Source organism: Pseudomonas sp. R38(2017) (assembly GCF_002112395.1).
Lineage (GTDB): Bacteria > Pseudomonadota > Gammaproteobacteria > Pseudomonadales > Pseudomonadaceae > Aquipseudomonas.
This window is the reverse complement of sequence record NZ_NEHN01000005.1, coordinates 132,826-150,918: the sequence shown is the minus strand read 5'-3', so window position 1 is coordinate 150,918 and position 18,093 is coordinate 132,826. Positions and strand designations below refer to the sequence as shown.

Annotated in this window: 20 protein-coding genes; 9 read left to right on the top strand and 11 right to left on the bottom strand. The window is 61.0% G+C overall.

Features of this window, described 5'->3' with window-relative positions:
• Nucleotides 1-6: 6 nt before the first annotated feature.
• The 5 genes from CAF87_RS13655 to CAF87_RS13635 form a co-directional block, all read right to left on the bottom strand.
• On the bottom strand, nucleotides 7-669 hold the full coding sequence (locus tag CAF87_RS13655) for a glutathione S-transferase family protein (RefSeq protein ID WP_085731867.1): 663 nt from the start codon (nucleotides 667-669) through the stop codon (nucleotides 7-9).
• 30 nt (nucleotides 670-699) lie between these two features.
• The gene (locus CAF87_RS13650; RefSeq protein ID WP_085731866.1) at nucleotides 700-1,107 is read right to left on the bottom strand and encodes a RidA family protein; all 408 of its coding nucleotides are present in this window, start codon (nucleotides 1,105-1,107) and stop codon (nucleotides 700-702) included.
• Nucleotides 1,108-1,139: 32 nt separating this feature from the next.
• Nucleotides 1,140-1,523, bottom strand: coding sequence for a hypothetical protein (locus CAF87_RS13645; protein ID WP_139831726.1), 384 nt, complete (start codon nucleotides 1,521-1,523; stop codon nucleotides 1,140-1,142).
• A complete protein-coding gene (locus CAF87_RS13640; protein WP_085731864.1) occupies nucleotides 1,520-2,026 on the bottom strand; it encodes a PaaI family thioesterase in 507 nt (168 codons plus the stop codon). The genes CAF87_RS13645 and CAF87_RS13640 overlap by 4 nt, the downstream gene beginning before the upstream one ends.
• A gap of 115 nt (nucleotides 2,027-2,141) precedes the next feature.
• The gene (locus tag CAF87_RS13635; protein WP_085731863.1) at nucleotides 2,142-2,426 is read right to left on the bottom strand and encodes a DUF4880 domain-containing protein; all 285 of its coding nucleotides are present in this window, start codon (nucleotides 2,424-2,426) and stop codon (nucleotides 2,142-2,144) included.
• A gap of 214 nt (nucleotides 2,427-2,640) precedes the next feature.
• On the opposite strand from CAF87_RS13635, the gene CAF87_RS13630 reads away from it, so the two are divergent.
• Entirely contained in the window at nucleotides 2,641-4,551 is a 1,911-nt protein-coding gene (locus CAF87_RS13630; RefSeq protein ID WP_085731862.1) for a tyrosine-protein phosphatase, read from the top strand.
• A 28-nt stretch (nucleotides 4,552-4,579) separates the two neighbouring features.
• On the opposite strand, the gene CAF87_RS13625 is transcribed toward CAF87_RS13630, so the two are convergent.
• The 4 genes from CAF87_RS13625 to CAF87_RS13610 form a co-directional block, all read right to left on the bottom strand.
• On the bottom strand, nucleotides 4,580-5,554 hold the full coding sequence (locus CAF87_RS13625) for an AraC family transcriptional regulator (RefSeq protein ID WP_085731861.1): 975 nt from the start codon (nucleotides 5,552-5,554) through the stop codon (nucleotides 4,580-4,582).
• A 132-nt stretch (nucleotides 5,555-5,686) separates the two neighbouring features.
• Nucleotides 5,687-6,250: a manganese efflux pump MntP gene (mntP, locus tag CAF87_RS13620; protein ID WP_085731860.1), complete on the bottom strand. Its 564-nt coding sequence runs from the start codon at nucleotides 6,248-6,250 to the stop codon at nucleotides 5,687-5,689.
• Between the two features lie 208 nt (nucleotides 6,251-6,458).
• Complete coding sequence (locus tag CAF87_RS13615; protein ID WP_085731859.1) at nucleotides 6,459-7,850, bottom strand: ATP-binding protein; 1,392 nt, start codon at nucleotides 7,848-7,850, stop codon at nucleotides 6,459-6,461.
• Complete coding sequence (locus tag CAF87_RS13610; protein WP_085732256.1) at nucleotides 7,847-8,509, bottom strand: response regulator; 663 nt, start codon at nucleotides 8,507-8,509, stop codon at nucleotides 7,847-7,849. The genes CAF87_RS13615 and CAF87_RS13610 overlap by 4 nt, the downstream gene beginning before the upstream one ends.
• A 169-nt stretch (nucleotides 8,510-8,678) precedes the next feature.
• On the opposite strand from CAF87_RS13610, the gene CAF87_RS13605 reads away from it, so the two are divergent.
• From CAF87_RS13605 to CAF87_RS13585, 5 genes are read left to right on the top strand one after another with little or no spacing between them, the layout of a single operon-like run.
• Complete coding sequence (locus tag CAF87_RS13605) at nucleotides 8,679-8,945, top strand: PepSY domain-containing protein (RefSeq protein ID WP_085731858.1); 267 nt, start codon at nucleotides 8,679-8,681, stop codon at nucleotides 8,943-8,945.
• A complete protein-coding gene (locus tag CAF87_RS13600; RefSeq protein ID WP_085731857.1) occupies nucleotides 8,945-9,490 on the top strand; it encodes a cytochrome b/b6 domain-containing protein in 546 nt (181 codons plus the stop codon). Before CAF87_RS13605 ends, CAF87_RS13600 begins: the two co-directional genes overlap by 1 nt.
• 51 nt (nucleotides 9,491-9,541) lie before the next feature.
• Nucleotides 9,542-10,837: an exo-alpha-sialidase gene (locus CAF87_RS13595; protein WP_085731856.1), complete on the top strand. Its 1,296-nt coding sequence runs from the start codon at nucleotides 9,542-9,544 to the stop codon at nucleotides 10,835-10,837.
• Nucleotides 10,837-11,439, top strand: a complete 603-nt coding sequence (locus CAF87_RS13590; protein ID WP_085731855.1) for a hypothetical protein — start codon at nucleotides 10,837-10,839, stop codon at nucleotides 11,437-11,439. The genes CAF87_RS13595 and CAF87_RS13590 overlap by 1 nt, the downstream gene beginning before the upstream one ends.
• Nucleotides 11,440-11,442: 3 nt before the next feature.
• Nucleotides 11,443-13,476, top strand: coding sequence for an LTA synthase family protein (locus CAF87_RS13585; protein ID WP_085731854.1), 2,034 nt, complete (start codon nucleotides 11,443-11,445; stop codon nucleotides 13,474-13,476).
• A gap of 44 nt (nucleotides 13,477-13,520) precedes the next feature.
• Here the strand turns inward: CAF87_RS13585 and CAF87_RS13580 are convergent, their stop codons facing one another.
• On the bottom strand, nucleotides 13,521-15,203 hold the full coding sequence (locus tag CAF87_RS13580; protein ID WP_085731853.1) for an MFS transporter: 1,683 nt from the start codon (nucleotides 15,201-15,203) through the stop codon (nucleotides 13,521-13,523).
• Nucleotides 15,204-15,536: 333 nt separating this feature from the next.
• Complete coding sequence (locus CAF87_RS13575; RefSeq protein ID WP_085731852.1) at nucleotides 15,537-15,920, bottom strand: DUF6124 family protein; 384 nt, start codon at nucleotides 15,918-15,920, stop codon at nucleotides 15,537-15,539.
• 465 nt (nucleotides 15,921-16,385) lie between these two features.
• On the opposite strand from CAF87_RS13575, the gene CAF87_RS13570 reads away from it, so the two are divergent.
• The 3 genes from CAF87_RS13570 (at nucleotide 16,386) to CAF87_RS13560 (ending at nucleotide 18,027) form a co-directional block, all read left to right on the top strand.
• A complete protein-coding gene (locus CAF87_RS13570) occupies nucleotides 16,386-16,817 on the top strand; it encodes a DNA methylase (protein ID WP_085731851.1) in 432 nt (143 codons plus the stop codon).
• A complete protein-coding gene (locus CAF87_RS13565) occupies nucleotides 16,814-17,545 on the top strand; it encodes a DUF72 domain-containing protein (RefSeq protein ID WP_085731850.1) in 732 nt (243 codons plus the stop codon). Before CAF87_RS13570 ends, CAF87_RS13565 begins: the two co-directional genes overlap by 4 nt.
• Nucleotides 17,546-17,646: 101 nt before the next feature.
• A complete protein-coding gene (locus CAF87_RS13560; RefSeq protein WP_065261325.1) occupies nucleotides 17,647-18,027 on the top strand; it encodes a RidA family protein in 381 nt (126 codons plus the stop codon).
• Nucleotides 18,028-18,093 lie beyond the last annotated feature (66 nt).

Genomic DNA, 18,093 nt, shown 5'->3' with positions numbered 1-18,093 from the left:
GCTTGCTCAACGGAACCGTTGGGGAAGCGCTTCGGCAAAGGGATAGAAGTCAAACCACGGTTTGGCTTCGTCGATCACCTGGCGGAAAGAGGGGCGCTGCACCAGCCGCTCGAAATAGGCGCTGAGACGAGGGCGGTCGGCGCCAAACGGCACCAGCGTACTGGCATAAAACAGCGCCGGGCTGGCGGAGCAATCGGCCATGCTGTAGTCCGGGCTGGCGATCCATGGATGGGTCGCCAACTGATTTTCCAGCATGTCGTAGGCGGTGTTCAGCAACGTGCGCTGGCTGCTCAGGTCGGCGTTTCTGCTGTGGATGCGGTCGGCGACGATCTGCGACATCGGCGTCATCACGTAGTTGTCGAAAAACCGGTCCCACAAACGCACTTGCAGCGCGGTGTCCCAGTCTGTGGGGATCAGTCGACCAGCCCTGGCGTGATAGTGATCCAGATATTCGATGATCACACTCGACTCCGGCACGCTGCGCTGGCGTGCGCGATCCTGCAGCACCGGGAATTTGACCAGTGGCCACAGGGCCCGCAGTTCGGCCCGCTCGGCTTCGCTGGACAGGTCGATGACACGCCTGTCGAACGCGGTGCCGTGTTCGTAAAGGGCGATCAACACCTTGTGGCAGTAGGACGACAACGGGTGGTAGTAGAGGGTCAAGTCCATCGTTCAACACCTCAATGAGGGGGAATGGCGTTACTCAGGTATAGCGCGCCTGCGCACCGCCACACATTTGATTTCCACCAGCAGCCCCGGATGGGCCAGTTCGCTGACGCCGATGCAGGTCCAGGCGCAGAAGCCTTTGGGGAATACGCGGTTTTTCACGTCACGGAACACCGGCATGTGTTGGCTCATGTCGACGTGATAGGTGGTCATCTCCACCACATCGTTGAAGGTGCAATCACCGGCTTTCAGCACTTCGTCGAGGTTTTCCCAGGCACGGATGAATTGCTGCTCGGGGTCTTCGATGACCTTCAAATCAGCCGTCCGGCCCACCTGGCCGGCGCAATAAAGCGTGTCGCCGACCAGAATCGCCGGGGCGTAACCGGCGCGTTCGACGATGGTTTTCATGGATTCGGGGATGATGATTTTGCGATCGGGCATGGCGGAGGCTCCAGGTAAAACGGTGAATCGGGTCACTTCGCGCGAAAGTACCGGATCAGGTTGACTGATTTTGTGAACACCGCATAAACCACTGCTGCGATCATGAGTCCGGCGATGGCCGGGCCGACCGCGTTGATACCGGTGATAAGCAGCATGTAGAGCGACAGCATCAGTAACAGCACGACATAACTGGCGAGTGTTTTTCTAAAGAACGCCAACAGCAGCGGGATGAATGCCACTACCACCGAGTGGATGGCCACCGCCTGCAAAATCTCGATTATCAGATACAAGAACGCATCTTCGCCGCTTGCTTGCGTGGCGATCAGCCAGGATTCGTTCATCAGCCAATTCAGGGTGCCAACCCCCATCAGGCTGATGACGACAATCAGTGCCATGTTTATTGCTTTGGTACTCATTGGTCTGCATTCCGCCCATGAGCGGCCGCCGCCAATTGCTCCGTATCCACCCGCACAAACACCGAATCACCCACCGCCGTCAGCACATCCCCGGCGTACACCTCGCAGATCACCCGGCTCTTGCGTCCGACTTCACCGTCGACTCGGGCTTTCAACGTCAGCGGCACGCCCATGGGCGTCGGCTTGATGAATTTGATGCCAAGGTTGCCGGTGACGCAGTTGATGCGCGGCAGGCTTTCGGCTTCACGGCCTTCGGCGCGGTAGTGGTAAGCCATCGCGGTCCAGTTGGAATGGCAGTCCACCAGCATCGCGATCAAACCGCCGTAAACCAGCTCCGGCCAGCCGCAGTATTTGGCCTCGGGCACGTGCTCGGCCATGACGTGCACGCCGTCTTCATGCCAGAAACTCTTGATGTGCAAGCCGTGCGGGTTGCTGCCGCCGCAGCCGAAGCAGACGCCGTCGGGGGCGGCTGTGTCTTGCAGGGAGGTGTCGAGGGAGGACATGCCGGGATCATCCTTAAGCTGGTTAGCCGAACCCGAGGGATTCTAACCCTCAATCAAGGACAAGGCGTTGCCTCAAGTGACGCCTTCTGCTGTTGGCGTCGATCCTCGCACGATGCTAATTGCGCTGCGCCAGGTTGCGTTGAAACTCTTCGAAGCTGCACGGCAGCGTCGTGGCTTTGCGTTTTTTCGACTTGTCTTGCTCGTCGGGCAATTGATCGCTCAACTCCCAGACCTCAAGCATCTTCGCGTACTCGAAGGCATGGCGCGGACTGCTCTGAATCCATTGCTGGAAGGCCTGGCGTTCGTCAGGTGTGCAGGTTTCGTCTTGCAGGCGCAGGCACCAGTGCGCCGCCTGATTGAGGATTTCATCGTCGGCGTCTTGAGGGCTTTGGAGGTTCATTGACTGCTTCCAGGATGGCCGGAGAGGGCACTTTACCCTGCCTCTTGCAAAAAAAACGTCAAAGTTCGGCAGGGATTTAGCCTGCCTGACGGACAGAACGCGCGCCCACCGGACAGATCGCGCCGCCATTTACGCTTTTCGAGGTTTTGCCATATTCAGTCACATTTCGTTATAGATAGTGGGCAGCCCAACCGGTTTCCAATGAGGCTGCATCGTGTTTCCACGTCTTCTGTGTTCGCTGTCCGTGTTGAGTTTGTCCATTGCCGTCGCCCACGCGGCCACCCTTGATACCCCGCGCCTGCAGGGCATCGACAACTTCCGCGATGTCGCCGGTATCACCACGGCCTACTCGACGACCCATGACGGCACGATGCGCGCCGGTGTGTTTTATCGCTCGAATGCGCTGACGCCGACAGCGTCGGATCTGGCGACCCTCAACGGTCTAGGGATCAAGGCCGTTTATGACCTGCGTACGCCCAGCGAAATCGCCGGTACGCCGGACACGATGATCAGCGGTGCGACCTACCAGAACATCGACATCATCGGCGCCACCACGTCGGGCGCGAACATCACCACGGTCTCGTTCAAGAGCGCGGCCGATGCGATTGCGATGATGCAGGAGACCAACCGCGCCTTTGTCAGCGACGCCGGCATGCGCGGTCAGTTGGGCGTGCTGTTCAATGAACTGGCGGGCGTCGACGGTGCCGCGCTGTTCCATTGCACCGCCGGCAAAGACCGCACCGGCTGGACGGCCGCCGTGCTGCAAAGCATCGCCGGGGTCGACAACGCAACGATCATGAGCAACTACCTGGCGACCAACGACTACACCGCCGCCCGTGTGGCCAAGACGTTGGCGATGATGCCGCCGAGCATGGCCGCGGTTTACGCGCCGCTGCTGGGTGTGGAAGCGAGTTATCTGCAAGCGGGCCTGGACCAGGTGACCGCGCAATACGGCAGCATGGACAACTACCTCAAACAGGGCCTGGGTCTGTCCCAGGAAACCATTTACGTGTTGCGCGGCAAAATGGTCGAGTACAACAGCCTGCCGGGTCAGGCCGGGCTGATCGGCAACGCCGCCGCCGGTGCGCAACTGTTGCAGGAGATGCAGAACAGCAAACTGTCCGGCACCTACAGCGCCTATAACTACTACCTGCAATCGGCTATCGACGCCGGCACCCTCGGTGGCGTCGAGTCCACGGTGGGCGGCCAGGTCCATGCGGACGCCGCCAGTTACTTGCTGCGTCAGAACGCGATGATTGAACAAGCCGCCTCGCCATTCGCCAGTGGCACCGACCTGAAAGTCGGCCAGTACCGGTTGTGGAGCACCGTGCTCGCCGGTTATCTGGGCACCGACGGCTCGGCCCATGCGCAAAGCAGCAACGAACACAGTCAGGGCCTGATGGTTGGCGTCACCCAGCGCTTCTCCGAACAACTCAGCGCGCGCGGCGGTATCGGTTACAGCAAAGGCACTGTCGGCGGGGCGGGTGGCGAGGCTGACACTGATTTCACCTTCCTCAATCTTGGTGCCCGTTATGGCTTCACCAGTCTGGAGCGTGGTTTGTTTGCCGATGCCAACCTCAGCGCCGGTTACGTTGACTACGACAGCAAGCGCGACCTCGGCGGCGGCCTCGGTTCGGCGAAGGGCGACACCCACGGTAATCTCAGCGGCGCGACGCTGGCGCTGGGTTATCGCCTGCCGATGAACGATGTGGTTCTGGAGCCGAGCCTCGGTGTGCGCGTCAGCCGTCTGGACCTGTCGGGCTTCCGGGAGACGGGCAGCGAACTGGCCCTCGACGTTGACAGTCTCCAGCAAACCCGCCGCAGCGCCGTGGCCAATCTCGACGTCTCGTTCGCCCCGATGCCGGTGGGCGCGTGGCAACTGGTGCCGGGTGTGCGGGTCGGCTACGAGCGTGTGCTGGGCGATCATCAGGTCGACAGCGAAGGCCATCTGCTGGGGCTGGATATCGAACAGCGCGCGGCGTTCGACAACCGCGATCAGTTCAGCGGCGGCGTCAACCTGATGGCCAACCTCGGCGCGCTTAGCCTGGGCGCCGAAGTCGGAGCCAGCGGCGGGGGCGACAGCCACGGCTTCAGCGGCGGGCTCAAGGCCAGCTATCAGTTCTGATCAACCAAAGGTGAAGAAAAGGACTGCCTCAGCGCAGTCCTTTTCGCATTTCTGCGGGGCTCACGCCGTAGGCATCCTGAAAATACTGGCAGAACCGGCCGACGTTGCTGAATCCGTATTGCAGGGCCACGTCGGTCACCGAAGACGATGGACCTCGCTTCAGCGCTTCGCAGGCACGCTCCAGCCTGACCTGTCGCTGGTAGGCGACAATCGAGGTGCCGACAAAACGCCGGAAACCTTCCTGCAACGCCCGCAGGCTGACGTTGACCAGCCCCGCCAGATCCGTCCCGCTGACCAATTGTTCGGGATGCGCCTGAATGTACTCGATGGCTTGCTTCACATGCCGTGGCGCAATCGATGCTTCGGGGCGGCGCAAGGCTTCGCTGAAATTGTGCGGCCAGGCTTCCAGCACGGCGTCCACCAGCATCTCCCGCAGGCGCGATGGCATCAGCGAACCGGCGTTCAACAACAGGTCGAATTCGGTGCCGGTGGCCAGGTCGATCAATGCGCGAATGCCCTGAAACGCCGGGCTGTTCAGATCCACCCTCGGCTCGAAATGCAGCTTGTGCACGATCGGTCGGCCCAGCAGTGACGACAGGCGTTCGGTGAGCGCGGCGCGGCTGATCGACATGCCGTGCTGGGCATGATTGTCGACGAAGCGCATCGAGCGCAGATCCGCCTTGTCGATGGCCAACCCGATGTGCGGCAGGCCCAGGGATTCGGCGGAGTCGTTGAAGATGATCCGGCCGGCGGTGGGAATCACGAAGGTGATTTCGTCGTAGGGCTCGGGGAACGCCACCGTGAAATCGCCCCGGTAATGCATGCGCCGGAAACTGACCCCGTCGTGCCGCCCGTACACGCCGCCGATGATGATGTCCTTGGGCGGTGGCGGTGTGTCGCCGTAACGATTGCCGAACATACGGGAGAACAACGCGCCGAAATCGTCGCAGGACATATCGGCGGATCTGAGGATGATGGTCTGGCGCGTCGGGCTTGAGTACACCGGGAAGGTCACCTTGGCAGTCGGAGCAAAGAGGCGCGAGGACGTTAGCAACCGAGAATGACAGCGACATGACACAAACGGATTACGCCGGTGCCGGGACGTTGGCAAACGCCCTGACACCGGTATTCAGGATCAAGCCGAAAGGTGTTCGTAGAGAATTGTCGCGCCGACGATCATCAACACCACGCCACCGACGATTTCCGCACGCTTGCCGACCACGGTGCCGAGCACCCGACCCAGCATCACGCCAATGGTGACCATGGTCATGGTCGCCAGGCCAATCGCGGCTGCGGCTACCCAGATATTCACATCGGCAAACGCCAGGCCGACGCCGACGGCCAGCGCGTCGATGCTGGTGGCGAAGGCCGTGACAGCGAGAATGAAGAACGAGTGCTGCCCCGGTTTTTCCTCTTCCGCTTCCTCATGCTTGAGGCCGTTGTAGATCATGTGCAGGCCCAGCGCGACCAGCAGGGTGAAGGCGATCCAGTGGTCCCAGCTTTCCACCCAGCGAGTGGCGGCCTGGCCGATGAGCCAGCCGATGATCGGGGTGATCGCCTCAATGACGCCGAAGATCAGGCCGGTGCGCAGGGCTTCGGTCAGGCGTGGTTTGTGCAGGCTGGAGCCCTTGCCGATGGCGGCCGCGAAGGCATCCGTGGACATGGCGAGTGCGAGGAAGATCAGGGAAACAGGATTCACGGGCAATACTTCCAGTCGGGCCATGAGTCAACGACACAACCACACGCCCGACTTTCGGCATGGATGTGTCGTCGGTCTCACCAACCCGAAGGTGTTCGCACCACGGCATGTTGCCGAATATGTTGATACGAACGCTTCCGAGGAGCTCGGAAGCAGGTTACTCCCCAACGAAGGCCCGGATCATAGGCAGGCAAACATGAAAATTTCGTTAAATGCCCGGCGCAGGTTCGGTTGATCCCGCAGGGATTCGCAGCTCGGCGCGCAGCCCGCCTTCGGGTCGGTTGTACAGCTGCAAGGTGCTGCCGATCTTGCTCACGATCATCTGCACGATGGCCAGCCCGAGACCGGCGCCATTGGCGTGGCCCTCGCTGTAGAAGCGTTCGAACAGCCGCGCATATTGCTGCTCATCGATGCCAGGGCCGGCATCTTCGACGCTGATCGACACCGAACCGCAGGCCTGTGGCTGCACCTGAACCCGCACCTCGCTGCCGGGTGGCGCGAAGTTCAGCGCATTGGTTACCAGATTTTGCAGAGCGATGGCCAACGCTACCGGATCGGTGTCGACCGGGCAGTGATGATCGCTGTCGAGGATCAGCTCGACGTCTTTTTCCAGGGCCAGTGGCGTCAGCTCGGCCAGTTCCTCGCGCACCAGCGCGGTCAATTCGACGTGAGAGTTTTCCGGGGACGCCAGACGCGGTTCGATGCGCGCCATGGTCAGCAACTGGCTGGCGATGCGCGTGGCGCGGTCCACGGCGCTGACCAGAAACTCCAGTGCTTCTTCGCGTTGTTGCGGGGTGTTGGCCAACTGCGCGTTCTGCGCGTGAATCCGCAGGATTGCCAACGGCGTGCGCAGCTCGTGGGCGGCATCGGCGATAAAGCGTCGCTCCCGGGCCAGCAGGTTGTCGATCTGTTGCAGCAAGCGGTTGAGCGCGGTCTGCATCGGCTCCAGATCCTGGGGCAGGGGGCTCAGGTGCAGCGGTTTCAGGGTGTCGGTGTCGCGACCACGGATCGAGCGGGCCATGGCCCGCAGCGGTTGCAAACCCCAGCCGATGGTCAGCCAGATCAAAATGGTCAGCAACGGCACGCCGATCAGGCTCGGCCACAGGGTATGGCCGACGATGCGGGTGATCAGGTCCTGGCGAATATCGTCGCGCTCACCGACCCAGATCAACAGGCCTTGTCGCGGATCCTGGAGCAGGAAGGCGCACCAGTCGCGACCGTTTTCCATCAGGTCATGGGCGCCGAGGGTGGCGGGCGGTGCATCCAGAATCGGCGCTTCGGCCGAACGCATCAGCAACTGACCGTCGTTGCGCCAGACCTGAAAGGTCAACCGTGTCTCATAGGGATGAGCCGCCTCGCCATCACCGACCCGGCTCATCGCTTCGTCGAAGGCCTGATGCAGACGCTCCCAATCGTTGTCGCCGGGCGCACGCTGCGCCAGCACGCCTTGCAGCAGGCGAGCACTTTGCGCCAGTTGGGCGTCGTAGATTTCTTCGATTTCATGGTGGCTGTAACGCAAAACCGCCCAACTGATCAGCACATCGCCGAGCAACACTAGAAACAGCACCGGCAGCAGAATCCGCGCGCGTATCGAGTTCATGGCTTGAGTTCCACGACGTAACCCACACCGCGCACGGTGCGGATCAGTTCGGCGGAAAGCTTCTTGCGCAGGTTGTGAATCAGCACCTCCAGGGTGTTGCTTTCGACCCGTTCCTGCCAGCCGTACAAGGTGCACGACAGGCGTTCGCGGGTGACGACTTTGCCGGGGCGGGCCATCAGTTGATGCAACAACTGATATTCCATCGGCGTGACCACCACCGTGCTGCCGCGCCAGGTGACTTGCTGGCTGATTGGGTCGAGGCAGACGCCAGCATGTTCCAGCACCGGTTGCGCACGGCCCTGACTGCGTCGTAGCAGAGCACGGATGCGCGCTTTGAGTTCGTCGACATCGAACGGCTTGACCAGATAATCGTCAGCGCCTGCATCCAGCCCGGCGATGCGTTCGGCGGTGCCGTCTCGGGCGGTGAGGATCAACACCGGCAAATCGTGCTGCGTGGCACGCAATTGTTGCAGCAGCGCTAGCCCGTCGAGCCTTGGCAGGCCGAGGTCGAGCAGCAACAGATCGAAGCTTTCGCTGCGCAATGCATGCAGCGCACTGACGCCGTCCTGCAGCCAGTCGAGGGTGTAGCCCTCGTTGCTCAGGGCGACGCGGATGCCCTGGCCGAGGGCGCGGTCATCTTCGACCAGAAGTAGGCGCATGGCATTTTCTCTGTAGGAAATCGGGCGCGTGTTCGGCGGCATCATGCCGCTCGCTTTGCTGCCTTGGCAGCCCTTGTGGCGGCGAAGATGTTACGACTCGTTGCCAACTAAGCTTTCGTTAAGCTTGGTTTTGCACAGTGAGGCCTTTCCATCCAGCGAGAGTGCTTCCATGCGCAAACTTATGCTGTTGTCCCTGATTGTCGCCAGCCCCTTGGCCGTCGCCGGCCCGCAATGCACCACGGCCGAACGTTCGCAGTGGCAGGACCAGAAAGCCTTTCAGGAACAACTGAAATCCCAGGGCTACGAAATCAGCAAGTTCAAGGTCACCGACGGCAACTGCTACGAGATCTATGGCTTCGACAAGGACAAACGCAAGGTCGAGATCTATCACGATCCGGTCAGCGGCAAAGCGGTGAAAACCGAGATCAAGGGCTGATGCCACGCGAGTCCCTGCGCCTCTGGGACCCGGTGGTACGGATGTTTCACCTGTCCATCGCCGGGGTCTTTGCCGCCAACTACTTCTTCAATGAAGCCGGTGACGACTGGCATGTCTGGCTCGGTTATTACGCCATGGGCTGGCTGCTGGTGCGTCTGGTGTGGGGATTCGTCGGGCCGCGCAGTGCGCGCTGGTCGGACTTCTGGCCGACGCCGTCACGGTTGGCGGCCCATGCCCGGTCGCTGATCGCCGGGCGGCCCGAGCATCGTCTCGGGCATTCGCCGATTGGCGCACTGGTGATGATCGCGATGCTGCTGGCGATGCTGACCGTCGGCCTCAGCGGCTGGGCCATGGAAAAAATCGATGCCCTGTGGGGCGCCGACTGGCCGTTGCAAGTCCACGAAACTGCCGCCGATGCCTTGCTGGCGCTGGTCATCGTGCACATCGCGGCCGCGCTGTTTGAAAGTGTTCAGGTACGCGACAACCTGCCGTTGTCGATGCTTACCGGGCGCCGGCGCCGTTTGCCGGACGATCCGGGCCGATGACAGGGATGTTCTTTCGATGGTCTGCCATCTCGTAACCGCCATGAGCTGCCTATGCGTGCCTTGTCCTTTCGTTTGAAGTTCGTTGTCGCCGCGCTTGCGGTGAGCCTGATTTTTATCGCGGCGTGGCGCAGTCACCCGGAGCATGTGCTGGCGCAGTTCGCAGTTGAAACGCCTGCCGCCCGGCCCTCGGCGAATGCGGCCGAGCCGATGTACAGCAGTCGTTTCGTGTCCTCGGAACTGGATGATTTCGTGCACTCGTCTTCGGTCACTGCGTTGCCCGGCGGCGACCTGATGGCCGTGTGGTTCGCCGGCTCGCGCGAAGGCGCCGCCGACGTGCAGATCCGCACCGCGCGCTTCAACGCCAAGACTGCGGAGTGGGGCGCCGAACAAGTGTTGGCCACACGCGAATCGACGGTGGCCGACACCCAGCGCTACATCCGTAAACTCGGCAATCCGGTGATCGCTCTCGCGCCGGACCAGCGTTTGTGGATGTTCTACGTGTCGGTGTCCGTCGGCGGCTGGGCCACCAGTGCGATCAACGTGATGGTCTCCGATGACTTGGGGCGCAACTGGACCGCACCTCGACAGCTGATCACTTCGCCGTTCTTCAACATCAGCACTCTGGTGCGCGCCGCGCCTGTGTTTCATGCCGACGGCTCGATCGGCCTGCCGGTATATCACGAGTTCATGGGCAAGTTCGCCGAATACCTGTACCTGAGCACGGACGGCGCCGTGATCGACAAATTCCGCATCAGCCGGGGCAAGCATTCGTTGCAACCGACTATCGTGCCGCAGGACGAGCGCCGCGCCGTGGCGATGCTGCGTTATGCCGGTGAAACCCATCACAAGGTGCTGGCCAGTCGCACCGAAGACGCCGGGCAAACCTGGAGCGAACCGTATCCGCTGGAACCGGCCAACCCCAACTCGTCGCTGGCAGCCGTGGGCACCGCCGATGACGGTTTGCTGGTGGCGCTCAATGACCTGCGCGACGGGCGTTTCAAGCTCAGCCTGTACGGCACCAATGCCAACCTCAACGACTGGCGCAATGTCATCGAACTCGACCAGTCCCCCGATCCCCTCGGCCAGCCGTTTTCGCCAGAGGCCTACAAGGCAATCATCGGCGAAGGCTTTCGCGCCTCAAGTGGCGCTCAGCGTTTGCCGCTGGAACAGCGTTTCCTGAGCAACCTCGACTACCGCGTGTGCAAGCCCGAAGGCTGTGAATTCGAGTACGAATACCCGTACTTCAGCCGTGGCAGCGATGGCCTGTATCACTTGGTTTATTCCTGGAACAACACTTTCATCAAACATGTCAGCTTCAACGATGCCTGGCTGGCGGAGCGCCTGTGATGCTGTTTCTCTGGCAAGCCCATTTGAGTTTCATCCTGCTCGGTTTTGTTTTGCTGGGTTCCTTTCAATTCACTCAACGCTGGCGTCCGTGGCTGTTACCGGCGCTGGCACTGGTCAGCTTCATTTCGCTCAACGGCCTGCCGCTGGCGGCGTATGTGCGTAGTTTCACCGATGATCTGGCGATCACCACGCTGGTGTTTCTCAGCTGGGCCGCGTTGTTGCGCCTGGGGGTGGTTCCTCAACTGACACCGCTGACACGGGGTCAGATTCTGGGACTGTTCGTGGTGCTGACGGTGCTGTTGTACCCGGCGACAATGGGCCTGACGTATGTCGATCCTTACCGGTGGGGCTTCAATCCACGGCCGATGATCGTGGTTGTCGGGCTGGCGACTCTGGTGCTGTTGTGGCTGCGTAACTCGCTGGGTGTGGCGATGCTGGCACTGGCCACGTTGGCGTTCGCGCTGCGCCTCAAGCCTTCGGAAAACTACTGGGATTACCTGATCGATCCGCTGCTGGCGGGTTATTGCGTGATTGCCGGATTTGGACTTTGCATTAAGACCGCGTGGCAATCCCTGCCATCTCAACGAACAACACAGAGGTAAACAATGGGGTGGTTGCAATCGCGTCGCCTGCGCTATGGCTTGGGCGCGACAGGTTTGGCGTTTCTGCTGTTTGCCTTGCTGCGGCTGGTGTTCTTGTTCGGGTTTTCCGGGGGAGATGTCGCGCAGTTCTTTATCGATCCACACTGGCTGCAAACCCTGGGCATAGGTTTTCGTTTCGACTTGAGGCTGGCGCTATTGCTGGTGTTGCCATTGGCGGTGCTGGCGTGGTTGCCGCGCTGGAATCTGACCACTGTGCCGAGATTGCGCGGCGTGGCCCGGGTTTATCTGTTGCTGGCGCTGGGTCTGATCGGTCTGGTGTACATCATCGACTTCGGCCATTACGCCTACCTCGGCGTGCGGATCAACGCCACGGTGCTGCGTTATCTGGACGATGCGCAGATCTCGCAGCAAATGGTTTGGGAAACCTATCCGGTGCTGTGGATTGCGTTGGGCTGGCTCGCGGTGCTTGTGCTGTGGTTCTACGGTTTTGTGCGCCTGGAACGGCTGACACTGGCCCGTGAACCTCGGGCGATTCGCCGCCGTTCAGTCGCCATAGGCGCGGGGCTCGGGTTGGTGACCGTCCTGCTGGCGCTGTTGGGCCGGGTCGACAAGCTCAACCTGGAAAACCCGGTGCCGCTGCGCTGGAGCGATGCGTTCTTTTCCGGCAACGGACAGATTGCCGCCGTGGGCCTGAACCCGGTGCTGTTTCTCTACGACACGCTCAAGGCCGGGCAGGCGCAGTTCGACGAGGCGCAGGTGCGGGCGCATTACTCGGTGATTTCCCGTTATCTGGGGGTGGATCGGCCGGATGTGCAAAACCTCACCTTTGAGCGTCAGCAAGCCGTGCAGCCTTATCGCGTCGCGGGTAAGAGGGCGCCGAACGTGATGTTTGTCATGCTCGAATCCCTCGGTACCAGCGCGGTGGGCGCCTATGGCAACCCGTTGAACCCGACACCAAATCTTGATCGTTTGGCAAAGGAGAGCTGGTTCTTCAAACATTTCTACGTCCCGGTCACCGGCACCGCGAAAACCGTATGGGCGAGCATCACCGGCGTCCCCGACGTGACCCGTCAGGAGACCGCTACCCGCCATCCGCTGATCACCAACCAGCGCACGCTGATCAACGCGTTCACTGACTACCAGAAGCTCTATATGATCGGCGGCAACGCCGGTTGGGCCAATATCAATGCACTGATCCAGCAGAGCATCGACGGCGTGCGCCTGTACGAGGAGCGCGACTGGCGTTCGCCACGGGTCGATGTGTGGGGGATTTCCGATCTGGACCTGTTCAAGGAAGGCGATGAGATTCTGCGCGCACTGCCCAAGGACAAACCGTTCTTCGCCTACGTGCAGACCTCGGGCAATCACCGGCCGTTCACCATTCCCAAGGACAACGACGGATTCGAAGTCAGCAATCTCTCGCTGGAGCAGGTGCAAAACGCCGGCTCGCGCAGCGTCGAGCAATACAACGCGGTGCGGTTGCTGGACTTCAACATCGGTCGCCTGATGGAACTGGCCAAGGCTGGCGGATACTACGACAACACGATTTTCGTGTTCTTCGGCGACCACAACACGCGCATCAGCCGCATCCCGCACATGCCGCCGGCTTTCGAACAACTGGGGCTGGAAAGTAATCATGTGCCGATGTTGATTCATGCGCCGGGACTGCTGAAACCCAAGGTGATCGAAGAGTCGGTGGGGCTTGCCGATCTGCTGCCAACCGTGGCGGGTATGGCCGGCGTGGCTTTCGACAACCGTGCCATGGGCCGCGACCTGCAGCAACCGGCGCCTGAAGGCGAGCGGGTGGTGCCGTTGGTATTGCGCGAAGGAACGTTCCCGCTGATCGGCGGAGTGACGAAGGATCATTTGCTGCAAATGCAACACGACGGCAGTGCGCCGACGTTGCACGACCTGAAATCGGCGACACCGCTGGAGAACGTCGCCGATGCGCATCCCGAGGAATTTCAACGACTGGTCGAGCTGACCCGGGGACTGCACGAAAGCGCAAGGTTGATGCTGTATCGCAACGTGCGTTGAAACAAGCGGCGGCCCTCTCTCGATGAAAGAGGGCCGCCACGGTGTCAGGTGTGATGGATGTCGCGATCCTTGGTTTCCGGCATGAAGAAGATGCCGAGAATCGCCGTCATCACCGCGATGACAATCGGGTACCACAAGCCGTAGTAGATATCCCCGGTAGCCGCGACCATGGCGAACGCCACCGTCGGCAGGAACCCGCCGAACCAGCCGTTACCGATGTGGTAGGGCAGCGACATCGAGGTGTAGCGGATGCGCGCCGGGAACAGCTCGACCAGCCATGCCGCAATCGGGCCGTAGACCATGGTCACGTAGATCACCAGCACGGTCAGCAGGAGCAGCACCATCGGATAATTGGTCTTGGCCGGATCAGCCTTTTCCGGATACCCGGCTTCTTTCAGCGCCGTGCCGAGGCTGGCGGTGAAGGCATCGTTGCGGGTCTTGAAGTCGGCGGCCGGCATGGCCGTGCCTTCGAAACTTTCGATGACCTTGTCGCCAATGCGCACCTGGGCCACGGTGCCCGGTTCGGCCACCACGTTTTCATACGGGATGGCCCGTTTGGCCAGGATGGTTTTCGCCAGGTCGCAGGAGCTGGTGAATTTGGCCTTGCCCACCGGGTCGAACTGGAACGAGCATTGGTCAGGGTTGGCGACCACTTTGACCGGGTTCTTTTCCTGGGCGACGAACACGTCGGGGTTACCGTACTGGGTCAGCGCGTGGAAGATCGGGAAGTAGGTCACCGCTGCCAGAATGCACCCGGCCATGATGATGCCCTTGCGCCCGATGCGGTCGGACAGACTGCCGAAAATCACGAAGAACGGTGTACCGATCAACAGCGAACCGGCGATCAACAGGTTGGCGGTCTGCGGGTCGATCTTCAGGGTTTGCAGCAGAAAAAACAGCGCGTAGAACTGCCCGGTGTACCAGACCACCGCTTGCCCGGCGGTGCCGCCGAGCAGGGCCATGATCACGATTTTCAGGTTGTCCCAGCGGGCGAAGGATTCGGTCAGCGGCGCCTTGGAGGATTTACCTTCTTCCTTCATTTTCTTGAACACCGGTGATTCGTTCAGCTGCAAACGGATGTACACCGACACCGCCAGCAGCAGGATCGACAACAGGAACGGAATCCGCCAGCCCCAGGCCTCGAATGCCTCGGTGCCCAGCGCGGTGCGGCAGGCCAGAATCACCAGCAGCGAGAGAAACAGCCCCAGCGTCGCGGTGGTCTGAATCCACGACGTGAAATACCCGCGTTTGCCCTTCGGTGCATGCTCGGCCACATAAGTCGCCGCGCCACCGTATTCACCGCCCAACGCCAGCCCTTGCAGCAACCGCAGGGTAATCAGAATGATCGGCGCCGCGACCCCGATGGTCGCGTAAGCGGGCAGGAGCCCCACAATCGCCGTCGACACACCCATGATCACAATCGTGATCAGAAAGGTGTGCTTGCGCCCGATCATGTCGCCCAAGCGCCCGAACACCACCGCCCCAAACGGCCGCACTGCAAAACCGGCGGCGAAGGCGAGCAGGGCGAAGATGAACGCCGTGGTCTCGTTGACTCCGGCGAAAAAGTGCTTGGCGATGATCGCGGCGAGCGAGCCGTAGAGGTAAAAGTCGTACCACTCGAACACCGTGCCGAGGGACGAGGCGAAGATGACCTTGCGCTCCTCTTTGCTGACACTGTGGTGCGGGTGCGGCGCACTGCCGGTGGACATGCTGTCGAGTACGGCCATGGGTGTTCTCCGTCGTGCTTGTTGTTATAGGCCGGAGCACTTCATCAACGTCGCGTACCCGAGGCCTTTGGTTGGTGCTGGAGCAGGTGTTTCGTGGAGCGTGCACAGACTGTCGACCTCGCGGGAGGGCGGGGTTTCTTTGAGCATAATTGGGTTCTGTTGGATGTCCACTCGACGAGACTTGGAGTGGCTGGTTGCACACGGAATCTGTGGGAGCTGGCTTGCCAGCGATGAGGTTGGCACATTCGATATCGATGTCGTCTTATCGCACGTCATCGCTGGCAAGTCGAATCGTCGCACCGCAGCTCCCACAGGGTATTGCGGTGCTAGGGATTACTCCGTCGGCACAACGTTATCCAGCACCTGATTCACCGCCAGTTCCGCCAGCATCACGATCTGCGCGATGCCTTGCGCGGTCTTGCGGTGGGGGCCTTCGAGGAGGTCGACGAAGTTGTTGAGCATGACGTTGGCCGAACCGAGGGTTTCGACGGCGTCGGCGAGCAGGGATTCGTTGTTGCTGGCCGGGTTGGCCTGGTAGAGGCGGTTGGGGGAGTAGGGCGCGGCCATCATGTGGGCTGATATCGGGCCCAGGTGGTAGTCGAGGGCGCGGTTGGCGGCTTCGTTGAATTTCTTCGAGTCAGGGCATTCGTAGGGGGAAGTTGGATCGGTGATGCTGGCCGGTTCGGTGACCGGAGGATTCGGAGTTACCTTGAACATATTCATTCTTTTCCTGTTTTGAAGCCGCCAGACCCGAGCTACTAAACAGGGGTGGAGGCAGCTGTGCGCAGGTTAGTAGACCGGGGAAAAGAAGAAAGCCGGCGTGCCCGGGGGCACCCTACGCACAACCACCATCAAATACAGGTATGGGAATACCTGACTGACAGACACCTGTGCACTCTTCAAATACCAACGGGCTACTAAACCCGATCACTGGAAATCAGTGACCCGATCCAAGTTACCGGCCGACCCCAAGGCGCACAAGCCGGCGGATTCTGGCGTAGCGGTAGGCTCTGGCGCAAGGATTTGTAGGCATCCGGACGCATTCCGACATGCCTTTAAACGGCGCGACCCAAACCTGTTTATCGATCATCACCCAACGAGGAGAAGCCTGACGCTTTTTGCCCCAAAAACCATTCGTCGCCTGCCTCGCACTCATCACGCCGACGTTCGCTCAAAAGCTGCATGACCAAAACCATCAACGCCGAAGACTTGCATATCAGCCTCCACCCGCTAAGCGAATCAGCGCTTTTCAAATGGCTGCTCGCCAGTTTCCTGATGGGCAAACGCATCCAGGCCGAGATTGCGGCCGAAGCCTATCGAGTGATCGTTGAACGACACCAGCGCGATACGCCGCGCAAGCTCGGCCATTGCACTCACCGCGAACTGGTGCGGATGCTTGGCGAGGCGCATTACGTGCGTTACGACGAAACCACCGCCAAGCGACTGCTCGCGCTGGCTGCCCAACTGAATGAAGAGTATGCCGGGCGGGTCATGAACATGGTCGAGGCGAGCACCGACCGCCAGGACTTCGAAAAGCGTTTGCAAGCCTTCGACGGCATCGGCCCGAAAACCGTGGAAATCTTCATGCGCGAAGCGGGCAAGGTGCTGTTTTGAGTGCGTCGTCGATCTTTATTGGTTGCGCGGGTTGGAGCCTGCCTCGCGAATACTGGCCGTCATTCCCGGAGCAGGGCACCCACCTGCAACGCTATGCCGCACACCTCAATGGCGTGGAAATAAACAGTTCCTTTTATCGCCCGCACAAGCGCCAAACCTACGTCCGCTGGGCCGAGTCGGTAACGGACGGCTTTCGCTTCTGCGTGAAGATGCCGAAGTCGATCAGCCATGAGCAACGTCTGCGGGACTGCGAACCGGAGCTCGATGCATTTCTTGAGCAGTGTTCGGGACTGGGAGATCGCCTGGGTTGTCTGCTGCTGCAATTGCCGCCGTCGCTGGCGTTTGACGAACCGATTGCCGAGGCCTTTTTCATCGCGTTGCGCCAGCGTTATTCCGGGGCCGTGGTGTTGGAGCCGCGCCACGAAACCTGGGCCGCCGCCGAGCTGTTGTTGATGGCATATCGCATCGCGCAAGCGGTGGTCGATCCCTCGCGAATCAGCGCCGATGCGGCTCCGTGCGGCTGGCCGGGCGTGCGCTACTGGCGGCTGCACGGCTCGCCGCGCATTTATTACAGCCCCTATGACTCGGCGTATCTGGAAAGGCTCGCCGGTGATTTGCGGGTGGCGGCTGTCGATGGCGTCGACACTTGGTGCATCTTCGACAATACCGCCAGCGGAGCGGCGCTGGGCAATGCGCTGGAGTTGCGACGGATATTGGCGCACGGGTAACACTCGATGTCTGGTCTTCCAACCGGCGAGCGTGTCTGTAAACTGGCCGCCCGAAACGGCGCGCGATGGCGCCGTCCTCACTGCCAGCGAAGGACTTTCCCATGGCCAACCAAGACATCACCTACACCCCGGATCCGGATGCAGACTCGATCTCTTCGGACGTGACCGAATTCAACGGCATCCTGATGTCGACCCAGATTCCGACCCGTGCCGACGGCAGCCTGGAACTGGGCGACGTCACCGCGCAAAGCGAATGCACGTTGCAGGCGCTGAAAGTCGCGCTGGAAAAGGCCGGCAGTTCGATGGACCGCGTGCTGCACCTGACCATCTACCTGACTGATATGGCTGATCGCGCTGCGTTCAACGAAGTGTACAAGCGTTTCTTCGCCAAGCCATGGCCGGTGCGAGCGGCGGTTGGCGTGGCGGCTCTGGCGGTTGAAGGGATGAAGGTGGAAGTGACTGCGATGGCCGCGAAGGCCTGAGTTTGCGGTTCGGTTTGGCAGTTCTGCCCTGAGCAGGGCTGCCACCCGGCAGCACAGGCGTGCCGC

What these genes read in the sequence shown, in the direction of transcription:
- CAF87_RS13610 (WP_085732256.1), bottom strand. Translation starts at nt 8,509, where the DNA reads ATGCGCCTACTTCTGGTCGAAGATGACCGCGCCCTCGGCCAGGGCATC.
- CAF87_RS13580 (WP_085731853.1), bottom strand. Translation starts at nt 15,203, where the DNA reads ATGGCCGTACTCGACAGCATGTCCACCGGCAGTGCGCCGCACCCGCAC.
- CAF87_RS13595 (WP_085731856.1), top strand. Translation starts at nt 9,542, where the DNA reads ATGCGTGCCTTGTCCTTTCGTTTGAAGTTCGTTGTCGCCGCGCTTGCG.
- CAF87_RS13585 (WP_085731854.1), top strand. Translation starts at nt 11,443, where the DNA reads ATGGGGTGGTTGCAATCGCGTCGCCTGCGCTATGGCTTGGGCGCGACA.
- CAF87_RS13615 (WP_085731859.1), bottom strand. Translation starts at nt 7,850, where the DNA reads ATGAACTCGATACGCGCGCGGATTCTGCTGCCGGTGCTGTTTCTAGTG.
- CAF87_RS13590 (WP_085731855.1), top strand. Translation starts at nt 10,837, where the DNA reads ATGCTGTTTCTCTGGCAAGCCCATTTGAGTTTCATCCTGCTCGGTTTT.
- CAF87_RS13655 (WP_085731867.1), bottom strand. Translation starts at nt 669, where the DNA reads ATGGACTTGACCCTCTACTACCACCCGTTGTCGTCCTACTGCCACAAG.
- CAF87_RS13645 (WP_139831726.1), bottom strand. Translation starts at nt 1,523, where the DNA reads ATGAGTACCAAAGCAATAAACATGGCACTGATTGTCGTCATCAGCCTG.
- CAF87_RS13560 (WP_065261325.1), top strand. Translation starts at nt 17,647, where the DNA reads ATGGCCAACCAAGACATCACCTACACCCCGGATCCGGATGCAGACTCG.
- CAF87_RS13600 (WP_085731857.1), top strand. Translation starts at nt 8,945, where the DNA reads ATGCCACGCGAGTCCCTGCGCCTCTGGGACCCGGTGGTACGGATGTTT.
- CAF87_RS13605 (WP_085731858.1), top strand. Translation starts at nt 8,679, where the DNA reads ATGCGCAAACTTATGCTGTTGTCCCTGATTGTCGCCAGCCCCTTGGCC.
- CAF87_RS13640 (WP_085731864.1), bottom strand. Translation starts at nt 2,026, where the DNA reads ATGTCCTCCCTCGACACCTCCCTGCAAGACACAGCCGCCCCCGACGGC.
- CAF87_RS13570 (WP_085731851.1), top strand. Translation starts at nt 16,386, where the DNA reads ATGACCAAAACCATCAACGCCGAAGACTTGCATATCAGCCTCCACCCG.
- CAF87_RS13650 (WP_085731866.1), bottom strand. Translation starts at nt 1,107, where the DNA reads ATGCCCGATCGCAAAATCATCATCCCCGAATCCATGAAAACCATCGTC.
- CAF87_RS13575 (WP_085731852.1), bottom strand. Translation starts at nt 15,920, where the DNA reads ATGTTCAAGGTAACTCCGAATCCTCCGGTCACCGAACCGGCCAGCATC.
- CAF87_RS13635 (WP_085731863.1), bottom strand. Translation starts at nt 2,426, where the DNA reads ATGAACCTCCAAAGCCCTCAAGACGCCGACGATGAAATCCTCAATCAG.